14 protein-coding genes are annotated in these 12479 nt (G+C 66.5%); 2 read left to right on the forward strand and 12 right to left on the reverse strand.

All coding sequences use genetic code 11. The annotated features are described in order from the left end of the window. Positions 1-15 precede the first annotated feature (15 nt). The 10 genes from K7G82_RS02665 to K7G82_RS02710 all read right to left on the reverse strand — a co-directional run bounded on the left by K7G82_RS02665 (position 16) and on the right by K7G82_RS02710 (position 9477). On the reverse strand, positions 16-453 hold the full coding sequence (locus K7G82_RS02665; RefSeq protein ID WP_222988255.1) for a DUF6628 family protein: 438 nt from the start codon (positions 451-453) through the stop codon (positions 16-18). Positions 454-614: 161 nt separating this feature from the next. Beyond that, complete coding sequence (locus K7G82_RS02670; RefSeq protein ID WP_222988256.1) at positions 615-1931, reverse strand: bifunctional folylpolyglutamate synthase/dihydrofolate synthase; 1317 nt, start codon at positions 1929-1931, stop codon at positions 615-617. A gap of 28 nt (positions 1932-1959) precedes the next feature. Further along, positions 1960-2814, reverse strand: coding sequence for an acetyl-CoA carboxylase, carboxyltransferase subunit beta (gene accD, locus K7G82_RS02675; protein WP_222988257.1), 855 nt, complete (start codon positions 2812-2814; stop codon positions 1960-1962). After that, positions 2811-3626, reverse strand: a complete 816-nt coding sequence (gene trpA / locus K7G82_RS02680) for a tryptophan synthase subunit alpha (RefSeq protein WP_222988258.1) — start codon at positions 3624-3626, stop codon at positions 2811-2813. Before trpA ends, accD begins: the two co-directional genes overlap by 4 nt. Next, entirely contained in the window at positions 3623-4855 is a 1233-nt protein-coding gene (gene trpB, locus K7G82_RS02685) for a tryptophan synthase subunit beta (protein ID WP_222988259.1), read from the reverse strand. The genes trpA and trpB overlap by 4 nt, the downstream gene beginning before the upstream one ends. Further along, a complete protein-coding gene (locus K7G82_RS02690; RefSeq protein ID WP_222988260.1) occupies positions 4852-5490 on the reverse strand; it encodes a phosphoribosylanthranilate isomerase in 639 nt (212 codons plus the stop codon). Before K7G82_RS02690 ends, trpB begins: the two co-directional genes overlap by 4 nt. A 7-nt stretch (positions 5491-5497) precedes the next feature. After that, entirely contained in the window at positions 5498-6013 is a 516-nt protein-coding gene (locus K7G82_RS02695) for a GNAT family N-acetyltransferase (protein WP_222988261.1), read from the reverse strand. Between the two features lie 94 nt (positions 6014-6107). Next, positions 6108-6782 carry an orotidine-5'-phosphate decarboxylase gene (pyrF, locus tag K7G82_RS02700; protein WP_222988262.1) on the reverse strand — a complete coding sequence of 225 codons (675 nt, stop codon included), beginning with the start codon at positions 6780-6782 and terminating at the stop codon, positions 6108-6110. Then, positions 6779-7111, reverse strand: coding sequence for a LapA family protein (locus K7G82_RS02705; protein ID WP_222988263.1), 333 nt, complete (start codon positions 7109-7111; stop codon positions 6779-6781). The genes pyrF and K7G82_RS02705 overlap by 4 nt, the downstream gene beginning before the upstream one ends. Before the next feature lie 56 nt (positions 7112-7167). Beyond that, positions 7168-9477, reverse strand: coding sequence for a patatin-like protein (locus K7G82_RS02710; protein ID WP_222988264.1), 2310 nt, complete (start codon positions 9475-9477; stop codon positions 7168-7170). A gap of 110 nt (positions 9478-9587) precedes the next feature. On the opposite strand from K7G82_RS02710, the gene K7G82_RS02715 reads away from it, so the two are divergent. Both K7G82_RS02715 and K7G82_RS02720 read left to right on the forward strand, forming a co-directional pair. Next, a complete protein-coding gene (locus K7G82_RS02715; RefSeq protein WP_222988265.1) occupies positions 9588-10211 on the forward strand; it encodes an ArsR/SmtB family transcription factor in 624 nt (207 codons plus the stop codon). Between the two features lie 10 nt (positions 10212-10221). After that, on the forward strand, positions 10222-10944 hold the full coding sequence (locus K7G82_RS02720; RefSeq protein ID WP_222988266.1) for an SRPBCC family protein: 723 nt from the start codon (positions 10222-10224) through the stop codon (positions 10942-10944). Between the two features lie 137 nt (positions 10945-11081). Here the strand turns inward: K7G82_RS02720 and K7G82_RS02725 are convergent, their stop codons facing one another. After that, complete coding sequence (locus tag K7G82_RS02725) at positions 11082-11444, reverse strand: nuclear transport factor 2 family protein (RefSeq protein ID WP_222988267.1); 363 nt, start codon at positions 11442-11444, stop codon at positions 11082-11084. Positions 11445-11457: 13 nt separating this feature from the next. Beyond that, positions 11458-12465 carry a GlxA family transcriptional regulator gene (locus K7G82_RS02730; protein WP_222988268.1) on the reverse strand — a complete coding sequence of 336 codons (1008 nt, stop codon included), beginning with the start codon at positions 12463-12465 and terminating at the stop codon, positions 11458-11460. Positions 12466-12479 lie beyond the last annotated feature (14 nt).

Raw genomic sequence — 12479 nt, forward strand, 5'->3', positions numbered from 1 at the left:
GAGAGGCGGGCCGCCTCAATCATAGAGCGACAAAGGCTTGCCGAGATCGAAGAAGGACTGCGCCACCGCCTGTGCGGTGGTCAGCACGCCCAGCGTATCGTGCGTGCCCATCAGTTCGCCGAGCAGCGCATTGGCGCGCGGTGCGTCGTCCAGCCCGGCTTCGATCGCGGAGAGCAGCGTCGCTTCGTGCCTGGTCATGCGTGTGCAGCAGCAGGGTGCCACCATCACGGTGAGGACAGAGGCGCGCGCGATCTCCGCCATCATCGCCCGGATCAGCACCAGCGGGCGGCGATAGCCGAGCCCGAAATGCGTGAAGATCGCGTGGGCGGCGTGGGCATCGTCCAGGCCGTGGACGGCGATACGCCGAACCGCGAACAGCAGAATCCTGTCGCTGCGTCCGCCGGGAAGCGGACGGGCTGGGGCGGAAAGGTCATCGGTATTGTGATCTGACATCGCGCTATCCTCGCTATGAGCAGCATCATGACAGCGCGTTATTGCAAGTCAATATCAATAACGACTCTTTTGAGCGCACACGATCACCGGCCGGATCGCATTCCGTCCCTGTCCCGGGATTACGGGGTTTTCGACGAATGAAGCGCTTATCGCGCCGGTCGTCAGGCGGGAATCTGGTGGTTCGCGGCGAGCACGGCGCCGGCGAGATAGAGGGAGCCGAGGATCAACACCTGCACGGAACTGTCCGAGCGAGCCGCGATCCGACGAAGCGCGGTTGCGACGTCGCCGGCGGGCTCGGACGGGATGCCCAGTGCGATGCCGATGCGGGCGAGATCGGCGGGAGCGTGATGCTCATGATCCGGAACCTCAACAGTCTGTATGCTCGCGGCGATGCCGCCAAAGGGAGCGAGCAGCCCGTGCGGATCCTTGTTGGCCAGCACGCCCAGAACGATATGCAGTTCTGTTGCGCCGATGCCGCGGAAATGCGCCGCGATGGTTTCGCCGGCGGCGGGATTATGGCCGCCATCCAGCCAGAGCGTGGCGCCGGCGGGCAGCAGGTCGCGCACCGGCCCGGCCTCCAGTCGCTGGATGCGCGCCGGCCATTCGGCCCAGCCGGTCGCGGCCTTGAGCGCGGCGTCGGGAATCGCGATCGCGTCCTGATGCCGCAGCATGGCGAAGGCGAGTGCGGCGTTCATCGCCTGATGGTCGCCGGGAAGGCGGGGCAGGGAGGTTTCGACCTTGCCGCGGGTGTCGCGGTAATGCAGCCGGCCCTGATAGATGGCGGCATCCCAGGCCTCGCGCCGTGCGAGCACCGGCGCACCCGCGTCGGCGGCGACCGCAGCGATGCGATCGGCCAGCGCGGGGCGATAATCCATGGTGACGAGTGGAACGCCGCGCTTGGCGATTCCTGCCTTCTCTCCGGCGATGCCGACATCGCTGTTGCCCAGAAAGGCTTCATGATCGATGCCGAGTTGCGCGATGCCGCAGGCAGCTGCGGTCGGCAGGATGTTGGTGGCGTCGAGCCGCCCGCCGAGCCCGACCTCGATCACGCAGGCATCGGCCGGATGACGCGTGAAGGCGAGCAATGCCGCCGCCGTCGTCGCCTCGAAGAAGCTCGGATGGATATCTTCCGAACCGTCCAGTACCTCGGCGAGCAAGGGCGCCAGTTCGGCGTCGTCGATCAGATGGCCGGCGATGCGGATGCGCTCGTTGAAGCGGACGAGATGCGGCGAGCTATAGACATGCGCGCGCAGCCCCGCCGCCTCGATCGCCGCGCGCAGAAAGGCGCATGTCGATCCCTTGCCGTTGGTGCCGGCGACATGGAAGACGGGCGGCAGCCGGTGCTGCGGATTGCCGAGCCGATCGAGCAGCGCGGCGATACGCTCCAGCCCCAGCACGTCGCGGCCGGGTGACAGCATCGTCAGCCGGTCGAGCTGGCGCTGGACGGCGGGATCGGCTGAGCGTGCGGAATCGGCCATTGTCGGGGCCCCTGAATTGTCGGGGCGGTCAGGCGGCGAGCCTGTCTCCGCACAGATAGCCGATCAACCGGCCAAGCGTTTCGGGCAGGTCCTTGCGCTCCACCACCATGTCGAGCATGCCATGGTCGAGCAGATATTCCGCGCGCTGGAAGCCTTCGGGCAGTTTCTCGCGGATCGTGTTCTCGATCACGCGCTGGCCCGCGAAACCGATCAGGGCGTTGGGCTCGGCAAGCTGGACGTCGCCCAGCATCGCATAGGATGCTGTGACGCCCCCGGTGGTGGGATCGGTCATCACCACGATATAGGGCAGGCCGGCTTCGCGCAGTTCGGCGATCGCGACCGTCGTGCGCGGCATCTGCATCAGCGACAATATGCCTTCCTGCATGCGCGCGCCGCCGGCGGCGGTGAAGATGACATAGGGTGCGCGTTCCTCGATCGCGGCGCGAACGCCCGCGACGAAAGCGGCGCCGACGCCCAGGCCCATCGATCCGCCCATGAACGCGAAATCCTGAACACCGACAACGGCGCGATGCCCCTGGATCGTGCCGATGGCGTTGAGCAGCGCATCAACCTCTCCGGTCGCGGTGCGCGCGGCCTTGATGCGATCGGTATATTTCTTCGAATCCCGGAATTTCAGCGGATCGTCCGCCACTTTCGGGTTGGGGATCGAGCGGTAGCGACCGTCATCGAAAAGCTGGGCGAAGCGAACCTTCGGGCCGATGCGACCATGATGCCCGCATTTGGGGCAGACCGACTGATTCTCCTCATATTCCTTGACGAAGATCATCTGCGAGCAACCCGGGCATTTATGCCAGAGATTGTCGGGGGTCTCGCGCTTGGCGATGAAGGGGATGGCGTTGCGGACGCGATTGATCCAGCTCATGCTGCGAGCTCCTTTCGTGCGGTCGCGAGCGCTGTGGCGAGCGATCCGACATAATCCCTTACCGGTCCGGCGGCATCGGCGCCATGCGCCTCGACCAGCTCGACGATGGCCGATCCGACCACGACGCCATCGGCGACACGACCGATCGCGCCGGCCTGTTCGGGCGTGCGGACGCCGAAGCCGACGGCGACGGGCAGAGTGGTGGCGGCTTTCAGATGTGCGACGGCGGCTTCGACGCTGGCTTGTGCGGCCTGTTGCAAGCCGGTGATGCCCGCGACCGAGACATAATAGAGAAAGCCCGACGCGTTCTCGAGCACGGCGGGCAACCGGGCGACATCGGTGGTCGGCGTGGCGAGGCGGATCAGGTCGATGCCCGCGGTTCGCAGTGCGGGGCCGAGCGCGTCATCCTCCTCGCTCGGGATATCGACGCAGATCACGCCATCGACCCCGGCATCGCGCGCGGCGGCGGCGAACCAGTCCGGCCCACGGCGGACCATCGGATTGGCATAGCCCATCAGCACCAGCGGCACCTCGGGATGGCGGGCGCGGAAGTCGCGCGCGATATCGAGGATCGCGGCGGTCGTGGTGCCCGAGCCCAGGGCGCGCAGATTGGCGCGCTGGATCGCCGGGCCGTCCGCCATCGGATCGGTGAACGGCATGCCGAGTTCGATCACGTCGGCTCCGCCGGCGACGAGAGCATCGAGGACGGCGGCAGTACCCTGGGGCGAGGGATCACCGGCAGTGACGAAGGTGACGAGCGCCGCGCGGTCCTGCGACGCGGCACGCGCGAAGGCTGCGGGAAGGCGACTCACAATTCCACTCCCAGCGCCTGGGCGACGGTGAAGATATCCTTGTCGCCGCGCCCCGAAAGATTGACGATCACGATCTTGTCCTTCGCCATGCCCGGTACGATCCGTTCGGCGACCGCAAGCGCGTGGGCGGATTCAAGCGCCGGTATGATCCCTTCGAGCTTGCAGAGCCGCTGGAAGCTCGCGAGCGCCTCCGCATCGGTGGCCGGTTCGTAACGGACCCGGCCGATATCGTGCAGCCAGGCATGTTCGGGGCCGATGCCGGGATAGTCGAGCCCGGCCGAGATCGAATGCGCCTCGGTGATCTGGCCGTCCTCATCCTGGAGCAGGAAGGTGCGGTTCCCGTGGAGCACGCCGGGCACGCCGCCCGCGATGCTCGCGGCATGGCGAACGGTATCGAGCCCTTCGCCCGCCGCTTCGACACCGACGATCTCGACTTGCCTGTCGTCCAGGAAGGGGTGGAACAGGCCGATCGCATTCGATCCGCCGCCGACCGGGGCGATCAGCATGTCGGGCAGGCGGCCTTCCGCCTCCAGGATCTGGGCGCGGGCCTCGTTGCCGATCACCGACTGGAAATCGCGGACAAGCTCCGGATAGGGGTGCGGGCCGGCGACGGTGCCGATAATGTAGAATGTGTCGTGGACGTTCGCGACCCAGTCGCGCAGCGCCTCGTTCATCGCATCCTTCAGCGTCTTCGCACCCGATTCGACCGCGCGCACCTCGGCGCCGAGCAGCTTCATGCGGAACACGTTGGGCTGCTGGCGGGCGACATCGACCGCGCCCATGAAGATCGTGCAGGGCAGGCCGAACAGCGCGGCGACGGTCGCGGTCGCCACGCCATGCTGGCCGGCGCCGGTTTCGGCGATGATCCGCGTCTTGCCCATGCGGCGGGCAAGCAGGATCTGGCCGATGCAGTTGTTGATCTTGTGCGCGCCGGTGTGGTTGAGTTCCTCGCGCTTCAGATAGACCTTGGCACCGCCCAGTTCCTCGGTCAGCCGCTCGGCGAAATAGAGTGGGCTCGGGCGCCCGACATATTGCTTGAGCAGATAGTCGAATTCGGCCTGGAACGCCGGATCCTGCTGCGCCGCGCGATATTCGCGCTCCAGGTCCAGGATCAGCGGCATCAGCGTCTCGGCGACGTAGCGGCCGCCGAACTGGCCGAAATGCCCGCGCTCGTCGGGCTGGGTGCGAAGGGAATTGGCGCTTCCCGCAGGGGTGGATTGAACGGTCATGATGCGGCCACGGCTTTAAGGAATGCCGCGATCTTGTCCACATCCTTGATGCCCGGCGCGGATTCGACGCCAGACGAAGTGTCGACCAGCGTCGCGCCGGTGGTGCGGATCGCGTCGCCGACATTGGCGGCGTCGAGCCCGCCGGAAAGCGCCCAGGGCAAGGGGTGGACGAAGCCGTGGAGCAGCTTCCAGTCGAAGCGCAGACCCATGCCGCCGGGCAGCAGGGCGGTATCCGGCGTCTTCGCATCGTAGAGGATATGGTCGGCCGCGCCGCGAAATCCGGTGGTGGGGGCCAGGTCGGCGGCGGTGCGAACGGGCACCGCTTTCCAAAGCTCCAGACCGGTCCGCGCGCGGATCGCGGCCGCGCGCGCCGGGCTTTCCTTGCCGTGGAGCTGAATCGTATCGATGCCGGCGGCGATCGCGGCGTCGATCAGCCCGTCATCGGGATCGACGAACACGCCTACCTTGCGGACATGGCCGGGCGCGCGCGCGGCGAGCGCGGACGCACGCTCCGGATCCAGATGGCGCGGGCTGGGCGGGAAAAAGACGAAGCCGACATAGGCGGCGCCGTTCGCGATCGCGGCATCGAGCGTTTCGGGAGTGGAGAGCCCGCAGATCTTGGCTTTGGTCGGCATCGGATCCTCAGCGCAGCGGCTTTTCGAGCACGGTCATGAACAAGGGCGGCGTCAGCGATATCGGAAAGTCGCGCCGCTCGCCGGTCGCGCGATAGCCGCGCCGCTCATAATAAGCGATCAGTTCGGCGCGTGCCTCGATCACCGTCATTTCCACGACAAGGCTGCCGAACCGGGCCTGGGCTCGCTCCTCCGCCTCGGCGAGCAGACGCCGGCCGAGCCCGGTCGCCTGCAATCGGGGATCGACGCACAACAGGCCGAGATAGCAGCGCTCGTCGCCACGATCGGTAATCTGCACGCAGCCGGCGATTGCTCCATTGTCTTCCGCGACGAGCAATTGCGTATCGGGCATATCGAGAATTGCGCGCAGCGTGGTGATGTCGGTGCGCTGGCCCTCGAGCAACTCGGCCTCATGCGTCCAGCCGGGCCGCTCTCCGCCGCCACGATAGGCGCGTTCGATCACTGGATGCAGCGTTTCGAGATCGGCGGGTGTTGCAGCCCGGATGGCAAATGCGGTGACGGTCATCGCGCGCCCTTACCACCGCGCGGCACCGCCGCAAGTCCGCGCGGCGCTTGAGCGATCCAAGGTGCGGATGCGTCGGCATCCCCGTGCCGCGGTATCAGAGCGTGGCTTCGATCTCGCGCGCGGCCATGTCGGGATCGTCGGCCTGTGTGATCGGGCGACCGACCACGAGCACCGATGCGCCCGCGTCGAGCGCGGCGCGGGGCGTCATCACGCGCTTCTGGTCGCCGATCGGACCGCCGGCCGGCCGGACGCCGGGCACCACGAAGAAGCCGCCGGGCCAGAGTTTCCGGGCAGCGGTCACCTCGTTGCCTGAACATACGACGCCGTCGAGACCGGCATCGCGCGCCAGCTCGGTCAGGCGCATCACCTGTTCGTGCGGATCGCCGGAGAGGCCGATCGATGTGAGGTCATTCTCGTCGAGGCTCGTCAGCACCGTCACCGCGACCACCTTGGTGCCCAAAGGTGCCGCCGCCTTGGCATCTTCCATCATCGCGCGTCCGCCCGAAGCGTGGATCGTGATGATTGCGGGCTCGAGCGGACGGAGCGCCTGAACCGCCTTGGCGACGGTGTTGGGAATGTCGTGGAATTTCAGGTCGAGGAAGATCGGCAGGCCGAGCGTCGCCATCTCGCGGACGCCGGCGCGGCCATTTGCGGAGAAGAATTCCAGGCCTAGCTTGATGCCGCCGACATGGTTGCGGACGCGGGTCGCAATGGCCTTGGCGCGTTCGATGTCGGGCGTGTCGAGCGCGACGTAGATCGGACTGCTCATGCGACCCCCGGCGGCACGGCGGTGGGGATCGACGCCGGCGGGATCGATTCGCGGGTTTCCGGGACAGGCGCGGTGTTGATGCCGCGCGCCTCGTTCAGCGCACGTTCCGTACTTTCCAGCCGCTTTCGCAATCGCCATCGCGTCGCCCGATGGACGACCAGCATCGGCACAAGCCCGACGAGGAAGGCGCCGATCATCAGAACGGGCAGTTTCGCGTCGACCTCCACGTCACCCCAGAGTTTCAGGGTCACCGGTATCCAGTTGCCAAGCGAAAAGACGACGGCGACCACGGCCAGAATCACCCAGAAGATCGTCTTCAGAAATTGCATGCCGATGATTCCGCTGGTGATGGGCCTTGGACACTAGGCCGGATGCCCCTCCTGACTCAAGCAGGAGGAATCTCGGCGCGCAAAGTTCGGAACAATTCGGGCACCGCCGTGAGCCGCGATTCCTCTTCGTCGAGTATGGCGAGAAAGGCGGAGCGTTTCAGCGACGCGGCCTCACCGGGCTGCAGCGTGCGGCCGGCGGGAAGGCTAGACAACAGGATGTCGATCAAACGGTCCGCGCCATGCAGCCGGCCCCAGAGATAATCGTTCTCGCGATAAGCCCGGCTGAAAAAGGCGCCGAAACTGTTGAACTGGATGCCTTTCAGCGTGGCTTCCGCGCCGCCCTCGCGGATCGCGACCGCATCGTCGGGAGAGATTCGATCCACCTTGACCGGTTCGAACTCGTCGAGCCCCTCGCCCTGAAGCAGAGGCAGCGTCGATATGTCGTAATAGGGGAAGCCGAGATAGGCGAGGAGCATCGGCCGGCGCTGATCCTTGGGCAGCTCCGCCAGCGCTTCCGCGATCCGTTCGTCGGTCATGTCGTCGATCGCGCGAAGATTGCGCGCGGCGGCGAGCGCATCGAGTGCTTCCTGCGGCGCTTCGACCGCATTTGCGGCGGCTTCCCGCATGGCGGCCGAATAGAAATCGTCCATCTCGCGGTCGAGATAGAGCGCCAGGCAGTGGTAGATCGCGTCGCGCATGCCGTCGATCGCCGCGGCGGGCGCGGTTTCGGCGTCCGCGAGTGCGGTCAGCCGTCGTGCGAGCAGCCGCAGCCGGCGAACGCGGAACCCCAGATCGTGCGATCGGAAGAAGTCGATCGCGGCGGGCGTGGCGCCGCTGCGGCCGCCCACGCGATCGAGCCCACCGGCCTGTAGCGCGCGCCAGATCGCATCGGACAGGGCGCCGCGCGAGATGCTGCCATGCTGGCCCGACAAGGCGAACAGCATGGATACGGCTTCATCCGCCACGCTCGAGAGCTTCAGGTGGCCATAGGCCGGATAGGCGTGGCCCGCGGATTTGGCGGCGCGATCCTGGGCCTTGGCACGCCATGCGCGCAGGCGGGCGGACGTCGGTCGATCGAGAAAGAGAGTGATGCCGAACAGCGATTCGATCGAATCCTCGACTTCGGGGCGCAGCGCTTCGACCACGGCGCGCATCCGCCGAATGCGGCTGGAACGTCGCTCGATCTGCTCCAGATTGTCGCGGATCGGCTGGGTACGCGGCAGGTTCGACAGCGCGCCGAAGATCGTGCCGAAAAATCCGGGCAGGGCGTCTTCCTCGCCCTTGGGCAGGCCGATGCTGCGAATGCCGGGCTTGGGATCGATATAGACGAAACGACGGTCCACCTCACGCCGCGCTGGCCGGTTCCTCAGCGCGTCGATCGCGGGCTTGAACGGTGCGTTGGCAAGCACCGATCCGTCGATCAGCACGGTGCGGTCGATCATCTCGGCGGCGCTTTGGCGCGGCAGGGCGCGTTTGAGGAACGCGGCCCGGCCCGGCCATCCGCGTTTGCGCGATACCAGAACGCCATCGAGTTCGCCGACGGTGAAGGGCGGGAAGGCGCCCGGAAAGCTCGCCGTCGCGCGCGCCGCGAAGGCGAGTTCGGCGGCATGGCCGATGCCGCGCGCATCGCGATCGCGATCGGAAAAGCCGATTACCAGCCGGTGCTCGGTTTCGACCACTTCGGGCGGACTGTTCAGGCGCAGCCGCTCGGGATGGCCGTGGAAATCGGTGACGGTCACGAACAGGTCGAGCGGCTGATTGTCGGGCAGCAGGCGCGGACCACGCTCGGATGCGGCCATCGCGTCGAGCGCGTCGATCAGCAGGTTGGTGAAGCCGGGGCCGCCAAAGGGCGGCGCGAACCAGCGGGCGCGCACGAAGCTGGAAAGTTTGGATTTTACCTCGTCGCGTGTTTCTGGATCCACTGTCTGATCGACGGTGCCGCCCGGCTTGTTCGCCGCCATCCAGGCGATCGGCGTCGCCCAGAATTTGGTAAGGCGGCTGAGCGGTCGCGCGTCGGGATCGAGCAGTCGCTCGACGTCGGCACATTCGAGCCATAGATTGGTGAGCGGTTCGAGCGACTGGCCGGTGGAGATCGCCTGCGCCAGGAAAATGCCGTTGATGCCGCCGGCGGATGCGCCCGCGACGATATCGGCGAACACGCGCATGCGCACGCCCGCCTCGGTTTCGATCAAGTCCAGCAGGCGATGATAGACGCCCTGGCTGCCGGTTTCGGCGGGTTTTCCTTCCAGGAAATTGCGGCTGGCGCGCGCCAGCTTCCAGATCTCCTTGGTGATACCGTGCATATAGACCGCGAGGGAAATGCCGCCGTAGCAGACCAGCGCCAGCCTGAGTTCCTTTTCACGCATCGCGGCGATGGATGGCAGGCGCGCGCGGGAAAGTCGAGCACGCGGCGGAATTGCCCAGACCGCGCGGCGCGTGAATTGACAATAAATATTGTCAATTATAGCATCCGGCCATGACCGAAGGGGACTCGCTCAATCTGGTCGGCGATCCGATGGCGGCGCGTGCGGCCCTGTCGCCGCTGCGGCGGCGGTTACTCGAGCATCTCGCCGAACCTGCGTCCGCCGCCGGCCTGGGAGACGCGCTCGGCATTCCGCGCCAGCGCGTACGGCATCATCTGAAAGTGCTCGAGCAGGCCGGATTGATCGTCGAAGCGGGGCAGCGGCAGCGGCGCGGCTTTGTCGAGAAACTCTATGCGGTCCGGCCCGGCGCGATGATGATCGATCCGATGCTGCTGGGTTTTCCGTCGATCGATCGCGACCGGCGCGACAAGCAGGATCGGCATTCGGCCGAGCATCTGGTGCGCACTGCGGCGCGCATGGTGCATGAAGTCGGGCGGATGCGCGGCGAGGCGGAACGCGAAGGGCGCCGCCTGATCACCTTCACCATGGAGGCGGATATCGGCTTCGCCTCGCCCGTGGAACTCGACGCGTTCACCGCACGGCTGACGCGGATATTGGGCGATCTTGCACAGGACTATCCGGCGACCGGCGATCGCCGGCAATTCCGCTTGACCGCCACGGGCCATCCTACGGTGGGCACACTTTCCGGAAACAATGAACGCAAGGCTGTGAACTGAGGAGGACGCGATGGCTGACCGGGTTCTGGTGGAAGTGACGATTGCGGCGCCCGTCGATCAGGTCTGGGATGCGATCGGCGATCCCGACAAGATCTACAACTGGTTCGGCTGGGAAGCGGAGTCGCTGAAGGAAGAGATCGACTTCATCTTCTACAGATATGGCCGACGCGACGAGGCGGCCAGGATCCTGAGTTTCGAAGGAACGGAGGATCGTTTCGAACTGATCGACCAGGGCGGGGCGACAGTGCTGCGGGTCGTGCGCGGCGTGCCCGACGGCGAGAGCTGGGACGATGTCTATGAGGATATGAACGAAGGCTGGATCAGCTTCGTCCAGCAACTCCGCCTTGCCGCCGAAAGCCATGATATGGGCCCGCGCCGGACCATCTATCTCAGCGGTTCGGGCGCGGTGCCCAGCGCGGCGCTGGGATTGGCGCATCTGCTCGATACACCGCCGGGCGCGCCGGTTTCGGTGACGCTGGCGACGGGCGACCATATCGACGGCATCGTCTGGCATCGCTCGCCCTGGCAGTTCGGCGTCACCGTTCCGCAATGGGGGAATGGGTTGCTGATCGTCACCGACAAATCGAAGACGAGCGAGGCACCGGATGGGCGCGGCATGGTGATCCTGACCGTTTACGGCCTGGACGATGACGCGTTCGAGGCGTTGCGCGCGCGCTGGAGCGACTGGTGGAACGCCAGCTTCGCGCCTGCGAAGGAACAGGGCTGCGGCTAGAGCGGGCTGCGCGAAACATGAATCGCCCGGCCCGCTCTGGATATTTGTGATCGCATCGTTTTTTGCGGAAAACCGGTTCCCGCCCCCGCTTTCGCGAGGGCAAGCTTTTTCGCACGATGCTTTGGGAAACCGGTCGGCTATCCTTCGGCATAATGACAGGTCGCGCGCACGATCCCGCCGTCGATGCCATGTTCCAGGCATTCGATCGCGATCCGGTCGCCCAGATTGGTGTGATAACGGATGCACAGGCTGTAGACGCCGGTGGCGACGTCCAGCAGGGTGAAGCGAAGCTGGGGATAGCGCCTGAGCGCGGCACCGAAATAGTCGCGCAGCGCCGCGATCCCGTACACCGTATCGGCGCGACGGTCGGTGAAGCTGCGGTAGATGGGAGAGACCAGTTCCACATCGGGCGCATAATGGCGAAGGATACGCTCCAGATCATGGGCGTTGAAGGCTTCGATCCAGTCCTGTGCGAAGGCCTTTGCATCTGCGGGGGCCATCATGATCCTTGCTTCATGCCGGCAGGGCGACGCCGGGGGGTGGGGGCAGGGTGCGCGCCTCAGCCGATCGTGCCCGGGCTCTCAGTTCGCGCGGCCCCAGGCCAGCGCCGCGGCGGATCAGGTCGCGCAGCGTGGAGGGATCGGAATAGCCGACGCGAAAGGCGATCTCCTCGAAGGGGAGCGGCGTCGTCTCGATCAGTTCGATCGCCTGTTCGACGCGCAATTGCTGGAGGAAACGGATCGGGGAGAGGCCGGTCGCGGCGAGCACGCGCCGCGAGAAGGTGCGCGGGGACTGGCCGATCGCGACCGCGATATCGTTCACCCCGATCCCGTCCCCCAGCCGCGCGCGCGCCCAGGTGGCGGCGCGGGCGATGCTTTCGTTCGAGGCGGCGAGCAAGCCGATCGCCATATAGGGTATTTGCGAGCGCCGTTCGTCGAGGATCATCGTCCGCGTGCAGCCTTCGGCGATCTCGGCGCCGGCATGGCGGGCGACCAGACCGACCATCAGGTCCATCTGCGCCATGGCGGCGCCCGCCGTGGTGATCGCTCCATCGCTCAGCACCAGTTCTGCGGTATCGAGCGCCACCGCCGGGAACAATTCACCGAAGATCGGCGCGAGCCACCACGCCGTCGTCGCGCGTCGGCCATCGAGAAGTCCGGCACTCGCGAGCAGCAAGGTGCCGGTGCACGAACTGGCGATCTGTGCGCCGCCCGTCGCCGCCGCCCGGATCAGCGTGCGCGCCGCCTCCGCATCGGGCTCGGCGAGCCGCGCGGCATAGGATTCCGCCTTGGAGAGGCCCTGCGCCGGCACGATGAACAGCGACGGGCAATCATGCTGCGCTTCGGGAAAGGCGAGGAATGGCCGGAACAGATGCGCGCCCGATCCGACCAGCCGCACGTCGAACGCGTCGGGGCGGCCGACCCTGCGGCAGATGCGGTTGGCCATGGCGAGCACGTCGATGGTGATCGCGACGCTGGTGGCGAGCGCGCCGTCAAGCGCGAGGATGGTGGTGGGCAGCATGTCTCATCATCCTC

This window comes from Sphingomonas colocasiae, from assembly GCF_019880585.1.
GTDB lineage: Bacteria > Pseudomonadota > Alphaproteobacteria > Sphingomonadales > Sphingomonadaceae > Sphingobium_A > Sphingobium_A colocasiae.